A 24,847-nucleotide genomic window follows, 5' to 3' on the forward strand; every position below is an offset into this window, starting at 1 on the left:
GCTCTAAGATATGAGGCCGGAGCATGCATGGCCTTGCGCGGCGCGGATTTACGTCATACTTTGAACGAACGATCATTCGTGAGTCAAAGACGAAATGAGAGAAGCTGTTCCCATCCACCGGATCGTTGTCGAAGCCCGCGAGCTGTTTCGCGAGTATGGCTACGAAGGGGCGTCCATGCGTGATCTGGCCGATCGCGTCGGCTTGCGTCCGCAAAGCCTCTACACGCGCTTTCCGTCGAAGGAATCGCTGGTGCGCGAGGTGCTGGCACTGACGCTCGACGACACGCTGGCCGGTCTTCCGGATCCTGCGACGGACGCGCGTGGTGCCTGGCGGACATTGATTGGACGGATTGCGGAGACGTTCGAGGCACGAGGGCGCTGCGTGGGATTGCATCTCGCTTATGGCGTGACGGCGCAGACACCGGACGCTCAGGACGCAGTGAGGTCATTTTTCGCGCGATTGCGCGATGCGATGGCCGAGATTCTGGAGGCTGGGAAGGCTCCCGAACCAGCCTCCGTCGCAGCGGACACTCTCGCGCAACTTGAGGGCGCAACGCTCTGGATCACGACCGAGGGCGACATGGGACCTCTTCGGCATGCTGTGGAACGCGCCTTGTATGTTGGTGACCTGGGAGCGGAACCGCGATGATCGAAACTGAGAGATTGCGTCTCTCGTTCCATCAAGCTGCGGATTTCGACGATTTGCGCATGATGTGGAGCGATCCGAATGTTGTTCGTCACATCAGTGGTGTTCCGTCGTCGGAACAGGAAAGCTGGTTTCGTCTCCTCCGCTATCGGGGCCTCTGGGATATCCTGGGGTACGGATACTGGTGTGTTCGGTCGAAGGCGGACGGAAGATATGTCGGCGATGTCGGGTTCGCCGATCTGAAGCGCCCGGTCGAACCGCCTTTGGGTGCAGTGCCGGAGGCAGGATGGGTTCTGGCGAGCTGGGCGCATGGTCAGGGATTTGCGACCGAAGCGCTCCGGGCTGCTCTGACATGGATGGACGGGCGAGGCGTGGACCGCACGGTGATGCATCATGGCATCGGAAAACGAGGCGTCCCGCAGGGTGGCGGAGAAATGCGGGTATTCCTTGAGAAACAATGTTCGTTTCGGGAACCGGCCGACGCTGCTATTGCAGCGTGAGCGGAAATACTATTGATGAGTACACGCTCATCCATATACCCGTGCATGAACCCGACATGAGCCGGGCGAGCCCGAGCAACTGCCGTTGGAGGAGCGGGTCGTCGCGCGACTCTGGAGCGTCTCTCCGATCTCCTTTCCTTGCCACGATGGGATTACGATTTCGAACGCGTTCAATTCGAACAGCCGGTCCTGTTCGACCGACACCTCGGGACACCCGGATTGCACGAGGTTCGGCAGCGCGTCTCCTTGACGCCACGCCGCCCTATTCTCCCTCCGGAGATCGTCTCCCGACTGGCAGGAGGAAGTCTTTGGCGGAACCCGCAAATGAATCCCGGCAACGCGACTGTCCTGGCGTGAGTGAGGCTTCGGTGTCGCGCATCTGACATTTTCTCATGCCTCCGATGCCGTCGTCCGCATTCAGATACTGGCCGAGATTTACCTGTCTGATCCCGATGGAGCCGTCGAAGGGCGCGCGGATATACTTCTGGTCGATCACCGCCTGCACTCTGGCGACACGGCCTTTCTCCGCTTCATAGGGTGCCGAGGCTGTCCGCCGCAATGGCACATGGTGAATCAGGCGCCTGCGACCCCTGGCCTTCACAATCCGATCATGCTGATCCCGATCTGCAGGCCGTGGATCGCGCGGCAATGCATGGTCTACTGACCTGACGCCGGTGCCGCTCCGCACGGATTTTTCTCGTGGCAGGGATCAGCGACATTCCCGGCATTAGTCGATGACTGTATGGCGGAGAAGCGTCGAGCCTTACAAAAGGCGGGCGTTCCGTTGCTCGGAATGCCTGAAAAGATGGCCAGGCTGCAAATCATCGGTGCCATTTCGGATGCTACGGGGACGGTCGAAAAGACAGGAACAGGCTAAGGGCTCCGCCCTCGCGCCGACAAGGGTTCGCGTCAGCAGGCTGACGCCGCCCGACGGGGTGTCCCCGATCTTCCTCCGCTGCGCTCCGTGCAGATCTGGAGATACCCCTCCCCATCGGTCGCCCTCGTCGTTGCTACCCCGCTGCTCGCCGCGAGGCAGAGGAACAGCGGGGGCTGTTCCTCGCGGAAAAAAGGGCAGGGGCTATGACCGGCAACACGAACACGGCGACCAATTTCCGCAATACCATTCTCAATGGCGATAGCGTGGAACTGATGCGGGCAATGCCGCGCAATGCGGTGGATTTCATCCTGACCGATCCGCCTTACCTGGTGAACTACATGGGCCGGGACGGGCGACAGGTCCGCAACGACGATAATGCGCGCTGGCTCCGGCCAGCTGTCAATCAGATGCACCGCGTTCTGAAATGGGGAGGTCTTGCCGTCAGTTTTTATGGGTGGAACAAGATCGACCTGTTTGCCGAAGCCTGGAAAGCGGCCGGGTTCCGCATGGTCGGGCATATCGTTTTCCGTAAGTCCTATGCCTCATCGTCGGGGTTCCTGCGCTACGAGCACGAAAGCGCCTATCTTCTGGCAAAGGGGAACGCGAAGCGGTCCGGTCAGCCGGTGCCGGACGTGATCGACATGCCGTATTCGGGGAACAAATTGCATCCTACACAAAAGCCCGTGGCGGCGCTGCTTCCCCTGATGGATGCGTTCTGCCCGGCTGGTGGTCTGGTGCTGGACCCGTTTTGCGGTTCGGGTTCGTCGCTGGTGGCGGCGCAGCATCTTGGCCGTGACTGGCTGGGCATGGAACTGGACGCGGACCATGCGGCAACGGCGACCCGGCGCCTAGCCTGGCACGCAGCGAAGAAGGTGGCGGCATAGGGAGCGAGCGCCGCAGGGCCGATAATCTGGTTCTGCGGCTTTACCTTTCTTGGTCGGACCCGCTGTTCAATTTTGCGCCGATCCGACTTCGCGGATTGGCGACAGGGGGATGGAAAATAAACGTCGCTCGCCGGGCGAGTGCCCGGCTCGCGGAATATTCTGGCAGACGCGAAGAACGATATAGCGATCGTGCGATCGCGTTACGAGATCGACATATTGACCTTGCCCCCTGAAATGCCCTCGATTTGAAGTAAGGTCTGTCCACCGGAGACAGACGATGAAGAAAGCGCGTTTCACACAGGACCAGATCATTGGGATCCTGAAGGAGCATCAGGCGGGCGCGACGGCGGCCGATCTGTGCCGCAGGCACGGGATCAGCGATGCGACCTTCTACACGTGGCGATCGAAATACGGCGTGATGGAAGTGTCGGAAGCGCGGCGGCTCAAGGCTCTGGAAGAGGAGAACGCGAAGCTGAAGCGGCTCCTGGCGGAGAGCGTGATGGACGTCTCGACGCTGAAGGACCTGCTGGCAAAAAACTCGTGACGCCCGGTTTGCGGCGGGACGCCGTGACCTGAGCGATGACCGAACGGGATTACTCGCAGCGGCGCGCCTGCCGCCTGATCGGTATGGATCCGAAGACCTGGCGCTATGCATCGCGACGGCCCGACGACGCTGATGCGCGCGTCCGGCTTCGCGCATTGGCAGCGGAAAGGCGTCGGTTCGGCTATCGGCGGCTGCAGATCCTGCTCGGCCGGGAGGGGATGGCGATGAACCACAAGAAGCTGTTCCGGCTGTATCGCGAGGAAGGGCTGTCGGTCCGCAAGCGTGGCGGCCGGAAACGGGCGATGGGCACGCGCTCGCCGATGATGTTGCCCGACGGGCCCAACCAGCGGTGGAGCCTGGATTTCGTCTCGGACGCTCTGAACAACGGACGGCGGTTCCGCGTGCTGACGGTGGTGGACGACTACACGCGCGAATGTCTGGCGCTGGTGGCGGATACGTCGTTGTCAGGCGAACGGCTCGGTCGCGAACTCGACCGGATCGGGGAACATCGCGGCTGGCCACTGATGATCGTCAGTGACAACGGCACAGAGATGACCTCAAACGCCATTCTGGCCTGGCAGGAAAAGCGGTCGGTGCTGTGGCACTATATCGCACCGGGCAAGCCGCAGCAGAACGGGTTCGTCGAGAGCTTCAACGGCCGGTTCCGTGACGAATGCCTCAACGAGCACCTGTTCCGCAACATCGCCCACGCTCGGACGGTCATCGACGCCTGGCGAGCTGACTACAACGCCGTCAGGCCCCACACCAGCCTCAACGGCATGACGCCAGAAGCTTTCGCCCAACACGCCAACAAGGCATACAACAACCCTCAGACCCTAACTCAAAACTGAGGGCACGTTCGGGGCAGGGTCACGACGTCCCGAATCGAATGCCAGCGAAATCATCAATTGCACCCGCCGTCCGCTACCCGCGCACAGGTTTACTACGGCCGAGCAAAGCCATTGAATTCACGACATATCCCTTCTCTGTTACCCACGTTGTGGGAAGGGGTAAAATTAGTTGAAAGTTCACATGATGTATGATCTAATCTCGTAATGATATCGGAAGGTGTCCGCATGAAACCTGCCAAGCGTGCTTTATGCAGTGCAATGGCCGGAAATATTGTGGAATGGTATGATTTTTCTTTGTACTTGGCCGCTGCCCCGTTAATTTTTAGTCAATTATTCTTTTCGGGAGCGCAGACGGCTTTCATGCATCAGGTCGAGGCGGCGGCGTTCTTTGCCGCAGGCTTCGTGGTGCGTCCCGTCGGTGGCATTCTATTCGGCTATCTTGGAGACCGCTACGGGCATCTGGTTTCACTGCGTTGGACGTTGCTCCTGATCGGCGCGGGGACGGCCGCGATTGGAGCGTTGCCCGGTTTCGATACGATTGGCCTTTATGCGCCGTCGATCCTTCTTCTGCTCCGTCTTGTGCAGGGTGTCGCTGCCGGGGGTGAGTGGGCCGGTAGTATTCTGGTGATCGAAGGTGCAGCCGCGGGCGCGCGGAACAATACCGTACTGTTGTCCCTGAGTCAGTCCGGCGTTGCGGCTGGCATGGTCCTGGGAACGGTCGCGCTTTGGCTGGCCAGTTGCCTGCCCCATGAAGCATTCCTGCGCTGGGGGTGGCGAGCGGCCTTCGTGGCGCCTTTACCGTTCGTCGGGCTTGGGATCTTGCTCCGAACCTCGATGGACGGAGGGGCGAGAAGGGTGGAGCCGCACGGCCTCTCACGCTTTCCGTTGGTGACCCTCTTACGTCGCGAGCCGGTGGCCGTTCTGCGCGGGATCGGCATTCGTCTGGCGGAAAATGGCGGCGTCTATCTGATGACCGTTTTCGGCCTGTCGTACGGACGGGAGCAGCATATACCGGACACTGTTCTGCTGCTGGCCATGACACTGGGCCTTGCCGCAGACGGCCTGGCGATGCCGCTTTTCGGCTGGCTTGCGGTCCGATACGGCGCGCAGCGCGTCTATCTGGGGGGTATCATCGGGCTCTCCTGTCTGGCGCCGCTATTTTTTCTCCTGGTCGCGTCGGGCCAAACGGGGTATGTCATGCTTGCCTTCGTTCTGGTCATGGCGCTAGGTCACGCGCCGATGATCGCCGTCGAGCCGATCTTGCTGGCGCGCCTGTTCGCCGATGGCGAGCGCTATACCGGGGTGGCCGTTTCTCATGAAATCGGGGCGGTGCTGGCGGGCGGCCTTTCACCCCTTATGGCGACGCTTCTCTATCATGCGAGCGGGAGCGTGAATGGCGTCATTCTCTATCTTCTGCTGCTGGCGACGTTCTCGGCGATCGCACTTTGCGGGCGTGGAATAGGGCGTGACAAACCCGCTTCCTTCTCCTGAAGGGATGGGCTAGGTCTGCGGACCGTAACAGAGGCGGCTGGGGATAGCACTTGAAGCGCGGCAAAATTTGGCGGCAGGCGAATCCGACGGATCCCGCCTTCTCCCCCGAGACATCCCCCTTCTTTCACCTGTCCCGCCTGGTCGGGCTTTATCATCTACGCATGGATGCGCACTTGAAGCCGATCGGGATGGATGTGCCGCGCTGGCGCGTCATCAATATCCTCCATGAGCATGAGTGCGCGACGATCAGTACGATTGCCGATCTGGCGGTGATCCGCGTCTCGACCATGACCAAGCTGGTCTATCGGATGGAAGGCGAAAGGCTGGTCAGTACTGCGGTCTCATCGACCGACGGTCGCGTTACCGAAGTGCGCCTGGCCGAGAAGGGGCGTAACGCGCTGGATCAGGTGCGAAGCAAGGCGGGGCTGATCTTTGAGCGCGCGTTTCATGACATCGAGGATGCGGATATACAGACCTTCATGACCCTGACACGGAAAATTTACGACAATATTTATTGAGGATCGGAGCGGAGGGCGCGGTTGCGAATCCGCGCCCCGCCGTCAGTCCCCTGTCCTGGCACCGGCCGCAGCCGTGCATGCGGCAAAAAAAATTTGCCAAATAAGTGGAATAATCAACTATTCCATATTAGCATCGGTATCGCTGCCCCTGGCGGCGGCGATGCGGGTGTGGAGTAGGCATGATCGTTTCCGTTGACCAGCTCCGTCAGGCTGCGCGTGGCACATTGCCACGCTGGCTGTTTGACTATGTCGATGGCGGTGCGTACTCAGAAGCGACCCTGAGACGTAACAGGGACGCGCTTGCCGAGCGGCATCTGCTTCCTTTCGTCCTGCGTGGCGTGGCGCGGCCCGATGCCGGCGCGTCGATCCTGGGTGTCAGGCAACCGTTTCCGATCGGGCTCGCCCCGGTGGGAATGGCCGGCATGCTGGACGCACAGGGAGAGATCGCCGCCGCGCGCGCGGCGACCGCCCTTGGTGTGCAGATGTGCGTTTCTCACTTCTCGATCTGTTCGATCGAGGAGATCGCGCGTGCTGTCGATCCTGCATTTCTGATGTTCCAGCTCTATATTTTTCGCGATCGTGCGGTCACCGAGGACATGGTGCGGCGCGCCTGGGCAGCAGGTGTCAGGACGCTGGTCGTGACCGTCGATACCCCGGTCACACCGTTGCGGGAGCGGGATGTCCGAAATGGATTCCGCCAGCTTTCCCGTCTGTCCCTTCGGCATATCGGGCAGATGCTTCCGCGCCCCGGATGGACCTGGCGCATGGTGCGGCGCGGACATTGCGTGATCGGCAACCTTGTTCCCTACGATATGGGGACGACCCTTTTTTCGCAGGCGGCGGCTATTTCCCGGTCGCTCGATCCGGCGATCGGGTGGGACGACATGGCATGGCTGCGTACGATTTGGAAAGGTCGTCTTGTCGTCAAGGGCGTCATGCAGCCGGCCGACGTCGCGACATGTGCCGATCTGGGCCTGGACGGCGTCGTGCTGTCCAATCATGGCGGACGGCAGCTCGATGGCAGCGCTTCGGCGGTCGATGTGCTGGAGGCCGGCATACGTGCGGCGAATGCCCGGATTCAGATCCTGGTGGATGGCGGGTTCCGGTACGGTGGAGACGTCGCGAAGGCCCTCATGCTTGGTGCCGCCGGCGTGATGATCGGCCGCCCGTGGGCTTACGCGCTGGCCGCGAATGGAGAGAAGGGCGTTACCGACGTGCTGAAATATTTCCGGGACGGACTTCTTTCGACCATGACCTTGCTGGGGGCCGCCGATCTCGGTGCGTTGCGCGGCGGGCGGAAGTCGCTTCTTCTTGAAGCACGCCAGACGACATCGTTCGATGAAGAATAGGGGCATTAGATGAGCATGACATCCGTCCTGCCCGACGTGCGGACATTTCTTGAACGCCGCCATGGTCTCTACATCGATGGAGGATGGGTGGCCTCCTCCGGCGAGGCGCGGCTGCCGGTTTTCGACCCTGCGAGCGGGGAGAAGATATCGTCGGTGGCGGACGCCACCGAGCAGGACGTCCAGCGCGCGGTACAGGCGGCGAAGGCGAGTTTCCTTTCAGGACCATGGCGCGGCATGCCGCCGGTCGCCCGTGAACGAATCCTGCTGCGCTTGGCCGACCTGGTCGAACGTGACGCGGAAATCCTGGCCCAGCTCGAGACGTTGGAACAGGGAAAATCCATTACCCTGTCACGTATTCTGGAGGCCGGATCGTCACAGGCGTGGATCCGCTATGTCGCGGGTCTAGCAACGAAAATAACCGGGCAAAGCTTCGACGTATCGATCCCGTTGCCGCCGGGGGCGCGTTACGCGGCCTATACCCGAAAGGAACCGGTCGGTGTCGTCGCCGGTATCGTGCCGTGGAATTTTCCGCTTCTGATCGGCGTCTGGAAAGTATTGCCGGCCCTGGCGGCCGGGTGTTCCGTCGTTGCCAAACCGTCTGAAACGACCCCGCTGACGATGCTGCGCCTTGCCGAACTGGCGACCGAGGCGGGAGTCCCGGATGGTGCATTCAACGTCGTGACCGGCAGCGGCGGCGTCGCCGGTGAGGCGCTCGTGCAGCATCCGGATATCGCCAAGGTCAGTTTCACGGGTTCGACGCCGGTCGGCAAGCGCATCGCCCGGAATTGTGCGTCGCGTCTGGCCCGCGTGTCCCTGGAACTGGGTGGAAAGAACCCGGCGATCGTCCTGGCGGATGCGGATGTCGACCGTGTGGTCGGCGGATTGACCTTGGCTGGCTTTCTCAATCAGGGGCAGGTCTGCGCGGCATGTTCCCGAGTGTATGCCGAGGCGTCGATTTTCGATCGGGTGGTGGCGGGATTGCAGCAGGCGGTGACCGGTATGTCCATCGGGCCCGGCATGGATGAGACGGCGCAAATCAACCCCGTCGCGTCGCAGGCTCATCAGAAAAGGATTCAGTCTTACCTGGAGCGGGCGGAAAAGGCAGGAGCGGAGATCCTGTCGGGACCTCCCGCACCGGAGGGACGCGGATTCTACGTTCCGCCCGCCCTTGTCGTGAAGCCCGACGATACGCTCCCGCTTGTACGAGAAGAGGTATTCGGACCGGTCATGACGGTCACACGCGTGGCCAACGCCGAAGAGGCGCTCGTGCGGGCCAACGACACGCCCTTCGGTCTGGCCGCGAGCGTCTGGACCGGCAGCCTTCAGGCGGCGATGGAACTGCCGCCCCTGTTGCAGGTCGGGACAGTGTGGGTGAACAGTCACGTCATGATCGATCCGAATATGCCGTTCGGCGGTATGAAAGAGTCCGGGGTCGGCCGGGATTTCGGAACGGGATGGCTCGATGCCTTCACCGAAACGAAATCCATCTGCGTTCGGTATTGAGACGACATCATGCGGAATCGATTCTCGCGCTACGGTCTCGTCGTGGCGTGCCTTTCCATGCCGGTGACGGCCGTGTTCTCCGGCGCGTCGGCCGACGATAATCCATCGGACTGGCCTCAGCACGGCCGTACGGCCTTCGAGCAGCGATTCAGCCCGCTGGACCAGATCAATACGCGGACGATCGGGAGACTGGGGCTGGCCTGGCACCAGGATTTCGACACGTCCCGCGGGCAGGAAGGCACGCCGCTGATCGTCGACGGCGTCATGTACGTGACGACCAGCTGGAGCAAGGTCGAGGCGCTGGATGCCGCGACCGGGCGTGTCCTGTGGCGTCACGACCCGGCGGTTCCGGGGGGCGTCGCGGTCAGGGGATGCTGCGATACGGTCAATCGCGGCGCCGCGTACTGGGACGGGCGCGTGTATGTCGGGACGTTCGACGGCAGGTTGATCGCCCTGGACGCGAAGAGCGGTCGCCTGGACTGGAGCGTGAATACGATTCCGCACGATGCCACCTTGGGCGATATCCGTTCCTACACGATCGATGCGGCGCCGCGGATCGCCAAGGACGTTGTGATAATCGGCAATGGAGGGGCGGAGTTCGGGGCCCGCGGGTTCGTGTCCGGATTCGACGCCCGGACCGGTCGGTTGAAATGGCGTTTCTTTACGGTGCCGGCACCCGGAAACCAGCCTGACCATGCGGCGTCCGACAACGTTCTGTCGTCGGTCGCCTACAAGACCTGGAGTCCGACAGGTGGATGGACCCATTCCGGTGGCGGCGGTACCGTCTGGGATTCGATCGTCTATGATCCCGTGACCGGTCTGGTCTATCTGGGGGTGGGAAACGGCGCCCCCTGGAACTACAAATTCCGTTCGAACGGGGAAGGGGATAACCTGTTCCTGGCCAGCATCGTCGCCATCAGGCCGGAAACGGGCGAGTATGTCTGGCATTTCCAGGAAACGCCGAAAGACCAGTGGGACTTCACCGCGTCCCAGCCCATGATGGTGCTGGACCTGCCTGTCCAGGGGCGGATGCGCCATGTCCTTGTCCAGGCGCCGAAGAATGGCTTTTTCTATACGCTGGACGCGCGGACCGGTGCCTTTATATCGGCGATACCTTATACGTTTCTGAACTGGGCGAAGGGTATCGATCCGAAGACGGGGCGTCCGGACATCGTGCCCGACGCCTTGTGGTCGCTGACCGGCAGGACGTGGTTCGGCATTCCCGGTTCGCTCGGCGGACATAACTGGGCGCCGATGGCTTACAGCCCGCAGACCGGATACGTCTACATCCCGGCACAGCAATTGCCCGAGCCGTTCAAGGCGGATGACCATATGCGCCTGCACGATATGGGCGTGAATCTCGGCATAGACATGTCGGGGCTGCCGGCCGACCCGAAGGTGCTGGCCGCTGTCGGGAAGACCGTGCAGGGGTGGCTGCTGGCCTGGGATCCGGTTGCAGGCAAGGCCGCGTTCCGCGTGCAGCACGATACGCCATGGAACGGCGGCGTCCTGGCTACAGCCGGGGGCCTTGTCTTTCAGGGGCTCGCCACGGGCGGATTCGAAGCATACGACGCCCGCACCGGCGCGCGCCTGTATCATTTCGACGCCCATAGCGGGATTGTCGCGCCACCGGTCGCATATGCTGTCCATAACCGCCAGTATGTAGCGGTCGAAGTGGGCTGGGGCGGCATCTTTCCGCTGATGGGCGGGGCCTTGGCAAGGATGCGCAACGACAGCGTGAATCATTCTCGCTTGCTCGTTTTTGCGTTGGACGGGAAAGATCGCCTGCCGGCAGACAGCCGGCCTGTTCAGACCCTGGCGGACGGGGTGGGATCGTTCGAGCCCGAGCGCGCAAGACGCGGCTATGTATCCTATCAACATTTCTGCATGGCGTGTCATGGCGACAACGCGATTGCCGGCGGTGTGCTGCCGGACCTGCGCTGGTCGGGGGCGCTCGGCAGTCCCGATGGCTTCTATAGCATTGCAGGGATGGGGGCATTGAAGAATTTCGGCATGGTTGGCTTCTCCAGCGTTCTGAAGCCCCAGGAGATCGAAGACATCCGGCAGTTCCTGATCAGCCGCGCCCGACATGATGCCGCTCTTGGCGAAGATAAAAAATAAATCGAATACAGAATGATTCGAATAGACAATTAAGTGGAAATTTCACATGATAAATCGACCTCCGGCTCCGGACGGGGCCAGGGGATACGGATTATGACGGCAGACGGACTTCATGCGGGGCGGTCTGTCGGGATAAACATTACGATATGGTTCCATTCCGGCTTGAACGTGCGCCGGATGACGAGGAGTGCGCAATATGTTCGCAGGACCATCGGAGGGGCTTTCAAGGCAGGAGGCATTTCGTCTTGCAGGAATTGTCCGATCCATTTTTCTATCTTCCGGCTGTTCGGTTCTGGCGATGTCGCTCATGCTGGACACTGCCCGGGCGCAGACCGGAGCGGAGGTCGCACCCTCGCCTGCCACGCAGAAGAAGCCTGTAGCACCCGCGCACCCGCGGCGGGCGTCCGCCAACGGGACACGCCTTGAGGAAGTGACGGTCACGGCGCGTCGTCGCACCGAACGGATCGAACGGACGCCGATTTCCATGACCACGGTCACGGGTACCCAGTTCGCGGAACGTGGCATCACCTCGATCGCAAAAATCCAGAACCTCGCACCCAATATCTCGTTCGGGAATGTGGCTGCGAGTTCCGGTGTCGCGAACGCGGCGGCCATTTTCATTCGTGGCATCGGCCAGACCGACTTTTCGTTCGGTGTCGATCCGGGCGTCGGGATGTATGTCGACGGCGTATATGTTGGCAGCCCGGTCGGTTCGGTTCTCAACATGGTCGACATTTCCAGCGTTTCCGTGCTGAGGGGACCGCAGGGAACGTTGTTCGGGCGGAATACGATTGGCGGCGCGGTGGCTGTGACGTCCCTGCAACCGAACGACCATCTGTCGGCACGGGCGGACGTCAAGTACGGCACGGCAAACCGCATCGATACGCGGGCGTTCGTCAACGTGCCGCTGTCCAGTACGCTGTTCGCCAACTTCTCGGTGGGCAGTTTCATGCAGGACGGGTACGTCAACGCGCCGTATCAGAAGGATGAACGCAAACTGGGCAGTCAGGACACCCGGGTGTTCAAGGGGGCGCTCCGATGGCATCCGATCGACAAGCTGAATGTGGTTCTGCGTGGCGACTGGACCCGCGATCGCAGCAACGGCGCGCCATTCGTGACGACGGGCGTGAATCCGACGGCGACCGGCAGCATGATCGCGCTGAACAACGCTCTTGCGGGTGGAACCCTGACGAACTGTACGGCGGCAGCGTGCTATAATTCCCGTTATTTCAGCAAGAATACCAATTATGGTACGGGCCCTGACTACTCGAACCTGGTTAACTGGTCGACATCCGGGACGATCGACTACGAACTGACGCCGTGGCTCGATCTGAAATCGATCACAGCTTATCGCAAGAGCGAGGGGCAGTTTACCCAGGATCGTGACGCATCCCCCGTCAATATCAATTTCGTCAAGGATTTCTATATGGAGAAGCAATTCTCCGAAGAGTTTCAGGCGAACGGTCGCGCATTAAACAATCGTCTGCATTATTCTGCCGGCGTCTATTATTTCGACCAGTCCGGATATGACATCAATCCGGTGAATTTCTACGTTCTCAGCCTGCTGAGCGGCGGAGATTTCCGTGATCGGAACTATGCGGCCTATGCCCAGTCGACCTATGCGGTTACCCGGAAGTTCAATGTCACGGTCGGTGTCCGCTATACGGAAGACAATAAGAGCTTCCTGCCGAACCAGTATTATATCAGTTCGATCGGCGCTCCGATCCTGTCCATTCCGCCAGGAACGCGGATCGTGCCCGAGCGCTGGTATCACAACAACAATGCCCGTTGGACGCCGATGGTCAACCTGTCCTATCAGGTGACGCCGGAGTTGATGGCCTATACGACGTTCTCGCAAGGCTTCAAGGGCGGCGGATTCACGCAGCGGCTGACGAACATCGCGCCGTCTCCGCCGTCCTTCCGGCCGGAATCGGTCAATTCGTTCGAAGGCGGCCTGAAATTCTATGGACTGGACCATCGTCTGCGGGTCAGCGCGGCCGGGTTCTTTACATTCTATGACAATGTGCAGCTTCTGGTCGCGGATACGACGCATATCGGCCCGTACTATACCAATGCGGGCAAGGCGCATATATCGGGCTTCGAACTCGAATCGCAATACGCGTTGGGTGACGGCTGGACGGCCAGCGGTTCCGTCGGCCTGACCGATGCCCACTATACGTCGCTGACGAACAGCGTGCAGGGGCTGACCCTGGATTCGATGTTCGTGCTCGTTTCGAAATGGACGGCCAACCTGGGACTGTCCAAGCGGATCGACATGGGGAAGTACGGTGTCCTGACGCCGCGCGTCGATGCGGTCTATCGGTCGCGGTATAATGCGAACGTAAACGCGATCATGTATAATGAACTGATCCAGCCGAAATATATTCTGGTCAACCTCGGGGCGCGATGGGCCAGCGAGAGCGGCCGGTATAATTTCAGCGCCGGGCTGGACAATGCCACGAACGAAAAGTTCATGGCGTGGGGAAGCTATTCCGGCAGCTTTGGCAATTATCAGAAATCGTTCGATCGGGGTCGCCAGTGGTTCATCCAGGGCGGTGTTTCGTTCTGACCATGAGCTCTGCCGGACCTGGGGTATCCTCGTCCGGCTGATTTTTCAGAATTTAGTGGAAATATCCACTAAATGACGATAATCTATCGTTGATGCTTCGGCCGGATGAAAGGTTTCTGATGAACAGGTATGAGTCGGATGGGGAACTGGCCGTTGCGATCGCGCCGAGGGTGGCCTCCCGATGCTGAATCATGTTGGCATTTGCTCTGGCGTGGCGGACATGGATGACGCTCTGGCGCCTCTTCTGGCGGAGATCCGGGCACGAGCCCTCGAGTTCCGGCGCGCGCGGAAGATACCGGAGGAAATTGTCGAGAAATTTCGGCAGGTCGGGGTCTATCGCGCCCTGGTGGCGCGGCGTTTCGGCGGGATGGAGCTTTCGCCTTCGGTATTTCTCGAACTGATCGAAGTGATCGGCAACGCCGACGCCTCGGCGGGCTGGGTCGCCAGTTTTGGTATCTCCGCGACGTATCTCGCAGCGCTGCCCATCGCCACGCTGGAGACGATCTACCGGCATGGGCCGGATGTCGTCTTCGCCGGCGCGATTTTCCCGCCGCAGAAGGCGGAACGCGCGGATGACGGGTTTATCGTGAACGGCCGCTGGCCATATGCCAGCGGTTGCACCGGCGCATCGCTCATCGGGGTGGGGATCGGCATTCCGGGCGAGAAGGGGGCGCTGCCACGTACCGCTGTGATGCCGGCATCCGCGATCCGGATCGAGGAAGTCTGGGATACGATCGGCCTCGCGGGCACGGGGAGCCACGACGTCGTGGCCCGGGACGTCCATGTGCCGGAGAGCTGGACATTCATTCGCGGGGGCGCGCCCAGTATGAACCTGGCGATCTACCGCTATCCGTCGCTCGGTTTCGCAGCGCAGGTTCTGACGGCCGTCGGATTGGGATGCGCGCGGCGCGCGATCGACGAGGTGACGGAAATGGCGGCCGTGCGTCAGTCCATCACCGGAGCGCCCACCATGGCCGACAGGTCCCATGTCCAGGCCGAACTGGCCGAGGCCGAGGCGATGCTGTCGTCGGCCCGCGCATTCTTCTATGCCGTGACGGAGGAAGTCTGGTTCCTGGTGAAGGGCGGCGCGGAGGTGCCGGAGGCTCTGGCAAATCGGATTCGTCTTGCCGCGACACACGGGGCGCAGGTGGCGGCGGAAGTGACGCGGAAATGTTTCGGTCTGGGCGGTATCGCGGCGGTGCAGTCGGAGCACATTCTGGGGCGCTGCATGCAGGATTGTGCCGTCGTGGCGCAGCACGCGTTCATGGCGCGGGGCAATTACGAGGCGGCGGGCCGTGTCATGCTCGGCCGCGGCGGCCGTCCCGGCTATCCGTAAAGCGGCAATTTTCTGAAGATTTTTACGAGGGAAGAGGCATATGCAGGATTTACCCGACCCCCGGACACTCCTCGCGCCCGATCGGGCCGACGGATCGATCTATAGTGACCCCGACCTGTACGACATGGAGATGGATCGCATCTTCATGCATAACTGGATCTGGGTCGCGCATCGCAGCGAAATTCCGGAACCGGGCGATTTCATCACGACGTTCGTCGGGCCGCATCCGGTCATCGTCTGTCGCGATCGGCAAGGTGTCGTGCACGTGATGCTGAACCGCTGCCGCCATCGCGCGGCGACGGTCTGCGAACTCAGGCGCGGGAAGACGGCCAGCTTTGTCTGTCCTTATCATGGCTGGGCCTACGGGCTGGACGGGACGCTGCGGGGCGTCCCGCATCAGGAAGGCTATAGCGGGCACCTCGACAAATCGTCTCTTCCATTGGTGAATCTGCGCGTCGAGGAATATAACGGCCTGGTTTTCGCCACGTTCGACGAAACGATCCCGTCGCTCGATTCATGGCTGGGTCGGGCAAAACCCTGGATCGACCTGTTCATGAAACAGGGTGCGGGCTGGCCGGTGAAGACCATGGGCGAGCATAAATTCACTTTTCCGGGCAACTGGAAGATCCAGCTCGAAAACACGACCGACGCCTATCATTTTCCGATCGTGCACAAGTCGTTCCTGGATTCCGTCGACCAGGAAACACAGGATACGCTGAACTTCGTCGGCGGAAAGGGATTCGTCGAGGATCTGGGCAACGGTCATTCCGTTATGGTCATGATCCCGGAACTGGTGGATCTGGACGAGAATCTCGACGCGCCGATCCCCGAACGTTTCGCCGAACTGGCGGCCGGGCTGTCGAAGGACTACCCGTCGGAAAAAGTGCGCCAGATCATCCGCGCCGTGGGCGGTTCGGGATTCAACCTGAACCTTTTCCCGAACCTGGCCTGTTCCATGGCTTTCTTTCGCGTGCTGCGCCCTTTGAGCGCGACATCGACCGAAATCCGGCATATCGCCATCGGCATGGATGGCGGTCCGGACGTCGCCAACCAGGCGCGCCTGCGTCTGCACGAGCATTTTCAGGGGCCGATGGGTTTCGGCACACCCGATGACGCCGAGGCGTGGGATCGGGTACAGCGCGGTTCGCTGGCAGGAAAGAACATAGACATTCTGCTGAATCGCGGCTTGGGGCACGAGGCGCGGCGACCGGATGGGAACCTGTACAGCGATGTCAGCGCCGAAACCGGCATGCGTGCCGCCTACCGCCAATGGCTTGTCGCGATGACGGATAAGGCTTTTCCCGCCGAGGGAGAAGGTGCATGAGCATCACGCTGCAGGATGCGGTCGCGTTGATCGCGCTGGAGGCCGATCTGCTGGATCATGGCGCGTTCCGCGACTGGCTGACGCTTTATACGTCCGACGGCCGATATGTCGTGCCGATCGATCCGGACGTCGAGGATTTCGAGAGCGTCCTGAATTACGCCTATGACGACGCGGCGATGCGGGAAAAGCGCGTCGAACGCCTGCTGGGGGGACGGTCGATCTCGGCCGCGCCGCCTGCCCGGACCGTTCGTCTGCTGTCGCGCTACCGGATGCTGGAGACCACGGACGCGACCTGCACACTGCGCTGCGCGCAGCACCTGATGGAACTTCGCCAGGGGCGTCAGCGCGACTATGCCGCCAATGTCACGTATCGCCTGAAGAACACGGACGGGGGACTGAAGATCGACCTGAAGGTCATCCGCCTTCTGACCGCGACCGAGGCGCTGACGGCCGTGAGTTATATCCTGTGACGCCTGTCGCGCTCATAACGGGCGGTGCCCGGGGGCTTGGCGCCTGCATCGCCGGGCAACTCGCGGCCGGGGGGTACCAGGTCGTGCTTGGGGACATCGACCCGGCCGCGGCGGCGGAGACGGCGCGCCGGCTGGGTGATGGCGCGGCGGCGCTGGGACTCGATGTCTCGTCCGAAAGTGGCGTTGATTCGGCACTGGATGAGGTGGAACGGCGTTTCGGGCTGCCGTGGCTGCTGGTCAACAATGCCGCGATCATGAAGGCGCAGAAGGTCCTGGAGATCGACATCGCGACGTTCGACGCGGTGATGGCCGTCAATCTGCGCGGGACGTTTCTGTGCAGCCAGCGCTTCGCGCGTCGTCTTCGGGCGCGGGAGCAGGAAGGCCGGATCGTGAATATCGGTTCGCTTGCCGGCCAGAACGGCGGGACGGCCACCGGCGCGCATTATGCCGCGTCGAAGGGGGCGGTTCACACGCTGACCAAGGTTTTCGCCCGCGACCTCGCGCCGTTCGGAATTACCGTGAACGCGATCGCGCCGGGGCCGCTGGATCTGCCATCGGTGGGCGAGACGATCGGGGTGGAAAACGCCGCCCGCGTCTTCGCCGGCCTGCCGACCGGCAAGCCGGGCGACCCGCGGACCGTCGCCCGGATGGTCGTGGAACTGGCCCGGCCGGATGCCGGCGGGATCACGGGGACGACCATCGACATCAATAGCGGGCTTTACCTGCGATGAGTGATACCGGTGTGATCGACGTGACCGTCGCGGCGGTCGAGCGGATGGGACGTGTCTTGTGTTTCGACCTGCGCGCCGTCTCCGGCCAGCTGCCCGCGTGCCGGGCGGGCGCGCATGTCGACCTGTATCTCGGGGACGGGCTGATACGCCAGTATTCGCTTTGCGGTGATCCGGCGGACCGGGAACGGTATAGGCTGGCGGTGCTTCTGGAACCGGCGTCTCGTGGTGGGTCGCGCCGCGTGCATGAGATCGTGTCGCCCGGTGCGATCTTGCAGGCGGGACAGCCGCGAAACCTCTTTCCTCTGGCGGTGGGGGCATCCCGTTCCGTGTTGGTCGGGGGAGGAATCGGCGTGACCCCCCTGATCGCCATGGCATACGAACTGCACGCGGCGGGAGCGCCCTTTACCTTGCATTATATCGCCCGCGATCCGGTCTTCGCGGATCTTCTGTTCCGGACCCCGTTCGCGGGGGCGGTACGGATCCATGACCGCAGCGATGCCGCGTCGCCGCGTTTCGAACCTGCCGCCGTGCTGTCGGCGGCCGTGGCAGATGGCGCGGCCGTTGCCGGCCTGCATGTGTATAGCTGCGGCCCCAACAGTCTGATGGATGCGGTGGACGCCGCGGCGAAGGCGATCGGCCTGCCGGACGACAACGTGCATCGCGAGGCGTTTTCCGCGCTGCCCGTCGCGGGCGGAATGGGTTTCGAGGTTCTGGCCGCCAAATCCTCCGTGCGGGTGTCGGTCGGAGAGAACGAGACCATCGCGGCGGCCCTCGCGCGGGTGGGGGTGAAAGTCGCCGTCAGCTGCGAACAGGGTATCTGCGGGACATGCGTGGTGGACCTGCTGGAAGGGATGCCGGATCACCGGGACGAGTATCTGACCGAGGAGGAGCGGTCGGAGCAGATCGCGCTGTGCTGCTCGCGCGCGCGCTCGCCGCTTCTGGTGGTCGATCTCTGATGCCGGGGCTGAAGATCTGCGTGGCCGGGGTCGGGGCGATGGGGGGGATGCTCGCCGGCATGCTCGCCCGCACGGACGTGGACCTGTCGCTCGTCGCGCGTGGCGAAACGCTCCGGACCCTTCGGGAACAGGGGCTGACCGTGCATGACGGGCAGTCGGCGCGCATCGTGCGATGCGCCGCGAATACGCGCGCGCCCGACACGGTGCAGGACGTCGTCATCCTGGCGGCCAAGTCCCAGCAGCTTCCCGCGCTGGCTGCGTGCGTGTCGCACGCCGTCGGACCGCAGACGCTGGTCGTGCCGGTCGTCAACGGCCTGCCGTGGTGGATGACGCTGCCGACAGGAAGCCCCTGCGGCGCGGCCCGCGCCTGCCTGGATCCGGGGGGAGAGCTTGCGCGCGCGTTTCCTCCCGCCCGCGTGGTCGGGTGCGTGGCCTATGCGTTCGCATCGCTGGATGCGCCGGCGGTCGTGCGATCGGCGAAGGCGCCGACACTGGTGCTGGGGCGCGTCCAGGGGGGGAACGCCGACGACCCGGAGGTGGCGGCGCTGGTGCAGGTTCTGGACGCGGCGGGCGTCGTGATCACCCCCAGCCCCGACATACGGTGCGATGTGTGGGCCAAGCTGGCGGTCAATCTTGCCACGAATCCGCTTTCGGTTGTGTGTGAGGAGACATTGGGCGGGCTCGTCGCGGCACCGCCGACGCGTCAGGTCGTCCGCGACATGCTAGAAGAGGCCGTCACCATCGGCCGGGCATGTGGTTTCGGCCCTCTTCGCAGCGTGGACGAACAACTTGGCTCCATCGCCGTGGCAGACGGTCATCGGACGTCGATGCTTCAGGATTACCAGGCGGGCCGCGCGCTTGAACTGGACGCGATCGGATATGCGGTCATGCGGGTGGGGGCTGTCTGCGGCGTGCCCATGCCCGTAACCGCGACAATTCTCAGGCTGGCGGATTTCAAGGCCGCGCGGCCGGACAGGCAGGGAAATCGCTGATGACCATGGGAGTTCAAGAGGAAGAATGGCAGCTCCGGACACGACTGGCCGAATGCTACCATCTGATCAGTTATCATGGCTGGACGGAGATGATCTTCAATCATATCTCCGTCCGCCTGCCGGGTGAGCCGAAGCGCTACCTGGTGAACGCGTTCGGGCTGAATTACGACGAGGTCACACCAGAAAACCTTTTGGTCGTCAACGCGGACGGCCAACTGGTCGGGGATGCCTCCAGCAAGCCCAATCCGGCGGGTTTCGCTCTGCATGGGGCGATCCATGCGGCGCGGGACGACATTCACTGCATCATACATACCCACACGAACGCGGTCTGCGCCGTCGCGATGAAGCAGGACGGCTTCAGCCACGACAATTTTTACGGCGCGCAACTTTTCGGCCGTGTCGGCTACCATGATTTCGAGGGCATCACCCTGTATGACGAGGAACGCCCCAGGATGCTGGCCAGCCTGGGCGACAAGCATGTGCTGGTACTGCGCAACCATGGAATCGCGGTCGGGGAAAGCGACGTCGCACGGGCCTTCTTCCTGCTGTGGACTGTCCAGCGCGCCGCGGAAATCCAGTGTCACGCCGGCATGATTCCGGGGGCGGACGTCATTATTGCCGATACCGTCAAGCAGGCATGCGCGCGCGACGCGGCACGGCTGATCGCCAGATCATCGGCGGCGGACAAGATGTTCGACGCGGCGGTTCGCAAGATGCGCAGGGAACGCGGCCCGCTATGGCCGGGGGATAAAACATGACCGGCGTGACGGCGGACGAATTCCGCAAGGCCATGTCGCATTTCGCGACAGGTGTGGCCGTGGTCATGGCGGCGGGAGACGAGGGAGAACACGGGGCGACAATCAGCGCGCTCAGTTCAGTCTCGCTCGATCCTTTGACGCTGCTGGTCTGCCTGAATCGCAAAAGTGCGACCTGTCGCGCCATCGAAAAAAACGGGCGCTTCGGTCTGAGCATACTGCGACGGGACCAAGTGGATATCGCCCGGCATTTTGCCATGCCGGCCCATGCCAAGACAGTGCATGACCACGGTATCCGCCATGCCGACGGCACGTCCTTCGTCCGGGGTGCCCTGGTGCAGATCGGCCTTGAGGTCGTGGAGACCCTGTGGGGCGGAACGCACGAGGTCTTTATGGCGAGGCCGCTGCATATCGCCATGAATGTCCGGTCCGAGGTCGAGCCGCTTCTGTATTACCGGGGGACGTTTGACCTGACGCCCTGACGAAGCCAGCGGGAAGGAGAAACGACGCATGCACGACGAGACAGAGCAGGAAATCGCCACGCGCCTTATCGGCCGTGTTGATCGGTACGAGTCCACCATTCGGGCCTTCGCTAGCTACGATCCCGCCCGGGCAAGGCAGGAGGCCGCGACGGCCGCGCAGGGGCCGCTGTCCGGCCTGTCCGTGGGCATCAAGGACATCATCGATACGGCGTATTATCCCACCGGGCACGGGTCGCCCATCTATGACGGGAACCATACGCGAAACGACGCGGCCTGCGTCACGCTTCTCCGGCAGGCCGGCGCATTGTGCGTCGGCAAGACGGTGACCACGGAATTTGCATTTTTTCGCGCGGGCGCCACCGTCAATCCGCACGATCTGTCCCGGACGCCGGGCGGTTCCTCAAGCGGTTCCGCCGCCGCGGTTGCCGCCGGCATGATCGATATCGGGCTGGCATCGCAGACGGCGGCATCGCTGACCCGGCCGGCATCCTATTGCGGGATCGTCGGATTCAAACCATCCTACGGGCGCTATGCGGCGGCTGGCGTCAAGGGGCTTGCACCGTCGTTCGATACGCTGGGAACATTGACGGCCGACGTGGCGACGGCCGTGCTGGCGGATGGCGTTCTGAAAGGTCCGTGTCCAGTCCGCATGACGCCGTCGGCCCGGGCGCCGGCGCGTATCGGCCTGTGCCGCACCCCTTGGTGGGACGAGGCGGAGGATTCCACGCGCCTGGCGCTACTGGATTCGGGCCGGCGTTTCGGTAGCCATGCCGATGTGGAGGACGTCGACCTGTCGGCGTTCTCGGACGCGGCGGATCTTCATGTCACGATCATGAGTTATGAAGCCGCTCAGGCTCTGGCATGGGAATTCACCGACAGGCGCGCCCTGATGAGCCAGCAGATCGTCGGCCTGTTGGAAGCCGGACGGGCGATCGGATACGAGACGTACCGCGCTGCCCTGACACGCGCCGCCGCCTTGCGCGAGCGGATCGACACTCTGTTCGATCGCTACGACGTGCTGCTTGCGCCCGCCGCGCCAGGGGTTGCGCCGAAACGGGAGCAGGGTACGGGCAGCCCAATTTTCAGCCGGCTGTGGACGCTGGTGCGGTTGCCGACCGTAACGTTACCTGGTCCGGTAGGGGACGGCGGCCTGCCGGTGGGCGTGCAACTGCTGGGTCGGATCGGAAGCGACGAGGATTTGCTGAATGTCGCCGCATGGGCGGAGGCTATCTTGCCCGCGCGGCCCGTTCCGGCTATCTGCCGACAGGGGGAGTAGATGACAACTCCGACGTTGGAACACCGTCTGGACGCCCTGGCGGCGCGCGTGGCGCAACTGGAAGCCGAGGCGGAGATCCGCCGGATTCAGGCACGGTATATGTTCCTGTGCGATACGCCATGCCCCGAATTCGGCATCATGGACGATGCGCAGCGCATCGATCGGATCATGGACCTCTACGCCGAAGATGCGATCTGGGAGGGCGTGGGCGATTATTATGACAACCAGTTCGGACGCTGTGTCGGCAAGGCGGCCATACGTACGCATTTTGAAAGTTTCTGGAATGAAAAACGCGACCCGAATTTGCTTCTGAACGTCCATTATCTGACATCCGAGCAGATTCACGTCCACGGCGATACGGCGGATGGCCAATGGGTGCACTGCCAGCCATGGATTTTCAGTGACGGGACATCCCTGCTGCGGTCGAGCCGGCTGAACAATCTTTTCCGGCGCCAGGGCAATGTCTGGAAAATCACGTGCACCCGAACGGAAAATCTGTTTGTCGCGCCGCTGCCGGCTGGCTGGGCCGGCAGCTTTCCTGCGCGTTCCGTACTGATGAAGCCGTGAGGATGTTCAGAAAATTTCCCATTCATGGTTTTTACCACTTCCTTCCCCTGCCCGAGCGCATGTGTTCGAGCAGGATCAGTTCTGCCATGGCAGGAAAGGACGAACATGACCGATATCGCTGATGCGGTGACCAAGGAGATCGTGGAGCTGCATCGTCTGTTGCAGGCGTGGTTTTGCGGCGAGGGAACGAATGATCCCGAGGTCATCCTGGAACGGTTCGATCCCGGCTACATGATGGTGGGTGCGGCCGGCCGCGTCGTGAGTTATGAGGATTTCCGGAAAATTCTTCCCGCGCTGCACGGTTCGCGCCCGACGCTGGTCATGCAGATCTCTGACGTTCGGGTCTGTCATGCATTCGAAGGGGGTGTCCTGGCCTTCTATCGGGAAGTCCAGACCACGGGGGAAAGCCGCAACGCACGCTGGTCCAGCGTCATGTTCCTGTTTTCAGAGGACGGTCAGGCGTTGCGCTGGCGGCATCTGCACGAAACGTTCGTGGCCTGATATCTTATCGTCCTGTTTCCTCGCGCCGGCGGTGACGCTGGCCGGGGACGGGCGCGACGAAGGGCAGGGATCGTTCGTCTTCGTATCAGGTCATTGTTCAATAAAACTCAATTGTATCGGGGTAATTTTTCATCGGCTTGGCTGGCGTGGCAGTCTGAAAATTTGTTACGATATCCTTGCGAAATGCATCGAATCATGCCTAGCCTAGCGTAGTCTTGCGCAACGTGAACGATGCGACGTCCGAAATATGCTTCGGCCCAAGGGCAGCCCAGATGCAGATAGTTGAACAATCACGTGAACTGGAATACGAATCGGCGGGTCTGTGGAAGGCCTGGTCAATCGTCCTTCTGTGCATGCTCGCCTATATCTTGTCCTTTATCGATCGACAGATTCTTGCGCTGCTTGTCGGTCCGATCCGGGCCGATCTCCACATTTCCGATACGCAATTCGGCCTTTTGAACGGCCTCGCATTTTCGATTTTTTACGCCACCATGGGAATCCCTATTGCGGGCCTGTCCGATCGTTCATCCCGTCCACGGATCATCGTCTGCGGAATTGCGGTGTGGAGCGCCGCCACAATAGCGTGCGGCATGGCAAGATCATTCGGCCACCTCTTCCTGTCGCGCATCCTCGTCGGTGCCGGTGAAGCGGCGCTCTCGCCTGCCGCCTACTCTCTCATTGCGGATCTCTTTCCGCGCGACAGGATGGGGCGAGCTCTGGCCGTCTATTCACTCGGAACGCTGCTGGGAACCGGACTGGCCTTTCTCGTCGGCGGCGTCGTCATTGCGGCCATATCGTCGGCGGCCCGCTATTCTCTTGCCGGCCTGTCGTTCTCGCCTTGGCAGGTCACGATGCTTATCGTCGGCGCGCCCGGAATTATTCTTGCCATCGTCATTGGAACAGTCGTCAAGGATCCGCGGCGTACGCGTGCCCTGGATCCCTCTGTTCCTACGATCGCGAGCGTATTTCGTGAGCTGACCTCTCAGCCTGGTATCTACGTGCCTCTTTTGCTCGGCTTTTCGCTTGCGGCGATGGCGCTGTATGGTCTCCTGAGCTGGATCCCCGCGCATCTGATGCGTCGCTTCGACATGGGGCCCCGTCAGGTCGGATTGCTGCTCGGTCCGATCGCGATCATTGCAGGCGGCGGAGGCAATCTCGTCAGCGGGTGGCTGGTTGACGGTTTCGCCGGAAAGGGCCGGCACGATGCACCGTTTCTGGTGGGCATGATCGGCGCGGCCGGCGTGGCACTCCCGTCGCTCGCAATCGGCCTCGCACCCAGTCTGGGGATCGCGATCCCGCTTGTCGCGGCCGCACTGTTCTTCGCTGCGTTCCCGATGGCGCCATCAACCGTCGTCATGCAGGTCGCCGCACCGGCATCGATACGCTCGCGCGTATCGGCCATCTTTCTGTTTTGCAATTCCTTCATCGGCCTGGCCCTGAGTTCGGCGCTGATCGGCTTTACCAATGATCGCTTCTTCGGGGGCAATGACATCGGGTTGGCGATGGGCATCGTCGTCTCGATCGCCGCGGTTCTCGCAATCTTCGTTTTGCACATGGGACGGCGCCCATTCGGCGCCCGGCATCCCTTCCGGGCCTGATTCCAA

The 24,847-nt window shown here is 62.1% G+C and carries 21 protein-coding genes and 1 pseudogene; all 22 read left to right on the plus strand.

Annotated features, from left to right (window positions below; genetic code table 11):
- Nucleotides 1–94 precede the first annotated feature (94 nt).
- The 22 genes and pseudogenes from HLH35_RS09475 to HLH35_RS09580 all read left to right on the plus strand — a co-directional run bounded on the left by HLH35_RS09475 (nt 95) and on the right by HLH35_RS09580 (nt 24,841).
- Nucleotides 95–649 (plus strand): TetR/AcrR family transcriptional regulator, encoded by a 555-nt coding sequence (locus HLH35_RS09475; protein WP_182978916.1) that lies wholly within the window; start codon nt 95–97, stop codon nt 647–649.
- Nucleotides 646–1,146 carry a GNAT family N-acetyltransferase gene (locus HLH35_RS09480; protein ID WP_220790615.1) on the plus strand — a complete coding sequence of 167 codons (501 nt, stop codon included), beginning with the start codon at nt 646–648 and terminating at the stop codon, nt 1,144–1,146. Before HLH35_RS09475 ends, HLH35_RS09480 begins: the two co-directional genes overlap by 4 nt.
- Before the next feature lie 1,080 nt (nt 1,147–2,226).
- Nucleotides 2,227–2,907 carry a DNA methyltransferase gene (locus HLH35_RS09485; protein ID WP_182978917.1) on the plus strand — a complete coding sequence of 227 codons (681 nt, stop codon included), beginning with the start codon at nt 2,227–2,229 and terminating at the stop codon, nt 2,905–2,907.
- A 277-nt stretch (nt 2,908–3,184) separates the two neighbouring features.
- A pseudogene (locus HLH35_RS09490) lies at nt 3,185–4,302 on the plus strand (IS3 family transposase).
- Nucleotides 4,303–4,527: 225 nt separating this feature from the next.
- Complete coding sequence (locus HLH35_RS09495; RefSeq protein WP_182978918.1) at nt 4,528–5,793, plus strand: MFS transporter; 1,266 nt, start codon at nt 4,528–4,530, stop codon at nt 5,791–5,793.
- A 50-nt stretch (nt 5,794–5,843) separates the two neighbouring features.
- Complete coding sequence (locus HLH35_RS09500; RefSeq protein WP_220790616.1) at nt 5,844–6,311, plus strand: MarR family winged helix-turn-helix transcriptional regulator; 468 nt, start codon at nt 5,844–5,846, stop codon at nt 6,309–6,311.
- Nucleotides 6,312–6,490: 179 nt separating this feature from the next.
- Nucleotides 6,491–7,660 carry an alpha-hydroxy acid oxidase gene (locus HLH35_RS09505; protein ID WP_182978919.1) on the plus strand — a complete coding sequence of 390 codons (1,170 nt, stop codon included), beginning with the start codon at nt 6,491–6,493 and terminating at the stop codon, nt 7,658–7,660.
- A gap of 9 nt (nt 7,661–7,669) precedes the next feature.
- Entirely contained in the window at nt 7,670–9,163 is a 1,494-nt protein-coding gene (locus tag HLH35_RS09510) for an aldehyde dehydrogenase family protein (protein ID WP_275944229.1), read from the plus strand.
- A 57-nt stretch (nt 9,164–9,220) separates the two neighbouring features.
- Nucleotides 9,221–11,284: a PQQ-dependent dehydrogenase, methanol/ethanol family gene (locus HLH35_RS09515; protein ID WP_246385004.1), complete on the plus strand. Its 2,064-nt coding sequence runs from the start codon at nt 9,221–9,223 to the stop codon at nt 11,282–11,284.
- A 307-nt stretch (nt 11,285–11,591) separates the two neighbouring features.
- On the plus strand, nt 11,592–13,853 hold the full coding sequence (locus HLH35_RS09520) for a TonB-dependent receptor (protein ID WP_246384989.1): 2,262 nt from the start codon (nt 11,592–11,594) through the stop codon (nt 13,851–13,853).
- A 220-nt stretch (nt 13,854–14,073) separates the two neighbouring features.
- Nucleotides 14,074–15,189, plus strand: coding sequence for an acyl-CoA dehydrogenase family protein (locus tag HLH35_RS09525; RefSeq protein WP_246384990.1), 1,116 nt, complete (start codon nt 14,074–14,076; stop codon nt 15,187–15,189).
- Between the two features lie 40 nt (nt 15,190–15,229).
- The gene (locus tag HLH35_RS09530) at nt 15,230–16,513 is read left to right on the plus strand and encodes an aromatic ring-hydroxylating oxygenase subunit alpha (RefSeq protein WP_182978923.1); all 1,284 of its coding nucleotides are present in this window, start codon (nt 15,230–15,232) and stop codon (nt 16,511–16,513) included.
- A complete protein-coding gene (locus HLH35_RS09535) occupies nt 16,510–16,983 on the plus strand; it encodes an aromatic-ring-hydroxylating dioxygenase subunit beta (RefSeq protein ID WP_182978924.1) in 474 nt (157 codons plus the stop codon). The genes HLH35_RS09530 and HLH35_RS09535 overlap by 4 nt, the downstream gene beginning before the upstream one ends.
- Complete coding sequence (locus HLH35_RS09540) at nt 16,980–17,714, plus strand: SDR family oxidoreductase (protein WP_182978925.1); 735 nt, start codon at nt 16,980–16,982, stop codon at nt 17,712–17,714. The genes HLH35_RS09535 and HLH35_RS09540 overlap by 4 nt, the downstream gene beginning before the upstream one ends.
- Nucleotides 17,711–18,670: a PDR/VanB family oxidoreductase gene (locus tag HLH35_RS09545; protein ID WP_182978926.1), complete on the plus strand. Its 960-nt coding sequence runs from the start codon at nt 17,711–17,713 to the stop codon at nt 18,668–18,670. Before HLH35_RS09540 ends, HLH35_RS09545 begins: the two co-directional genes overlap by 4 nt.
- Nucleotides 18,670–19,662 carry a ketopantoate reductase family protein gene (locus HLH35_RS09550; protein ID WP_182978927.1) on the plus strand — a complete coding sequence of 331 codons (993 nt, stop codon included), beginning with the start codon at nt 18,670–18,672 and terminating at the stop codon, nt 19,660–19,662. Before HLH35_RS09545 ends, HLH35_RS09550 begins: the two co-directional genes overlap by 1 nt.
- A complete protein-coding gene (locus HLH35_RS09555; RefSeq protein ID WP_182978928.1) occupies nt 19,662–20,420 on the plus strand; it encodes a class II aldolase/adducin family protein in 759 nt (252 codons plus the stop codon). Before HLH35_RS09550 ends, HLH35_RS09555 begins: the two co-directional genes overlap by 1 nt.
- Nucleotides 20,417–20,899 (plus strand): flavin reductase family protein, encoded by a 483-nt coding sequence (locus HLH35_RS09560; protein WP_182978929.1) that lies wholly within the window; start codon nt 20,417–20,419, stop codon nt 20,897–20,899. Before HLH35_RS09555 ends, HLH35_RS09560 begins: the two co-directional genes overlap by 4 nt.
- Nucleotides 20,900–20,927: 28 nt before the next feature.
- Nucleotides 20,928–22,175, plus strand: a complete 1,248-nt coding sequence (locus HLH35_RS09565) for an amidase (RefSeq protein WP_182978930.1) — start codon at nt 20,928–20,930, stop codon at nt 22,173–22,175.
- A 48-nt stretch (nt 22,176–22,223) separates the two neighbouring features.
- Nucleotides 22,224–22,742: a nuclear transport factor 2 family protein gene (locus tag HLH35_RS09570; protein WP_456305637.1), complete on the plus strand. Its 519-nt coding sequence runs from the start codon at nt 22,224–22,226 to the stop codon at nt 22,740–22,742.
- Between the two features lie 105 nt (nt 22,743–22,847).
- Nucleotides 22,848–23,243 carry a hypothetical protein gene (locus HLH35_RS09575; protein WP_182978932.1) on the plus strand — a complete coding sequence of 132 codons (396 nt, stop codon included), beginning with the start codon at nt 22,848–22,850 and terminating at the stop codon, nt 23,241–23,243.
- Nucleotides 23,244–23,515: 272 nt separating this feature from the next.
- Complete coding sequence (locus HLH35_RS09580) at nt 23,516–24,841, plus strand: spinster family MFS transporter (RefSeq protein WP_220790617.1); 1,326 nt, start codon at nt 23,516–23,518, stop codon at nt 24,839–24,841.
- Nucleotides 24,842–24,847: the final 6 nt, after the last annotated feature.

Origin of the sequence: Gluconacetobacter asukensis, assembly GCF_014174375.1 — a bacterium.
In the GTDB taxonomy this organism is placed as follows: domain Bacteria; phylum Pseudomonadota; class Alphaproteobacteria; order Acetobacterales; family Acetobacteraceae; genus Gluconacetobacter; species Gluconacetobacter asukensis.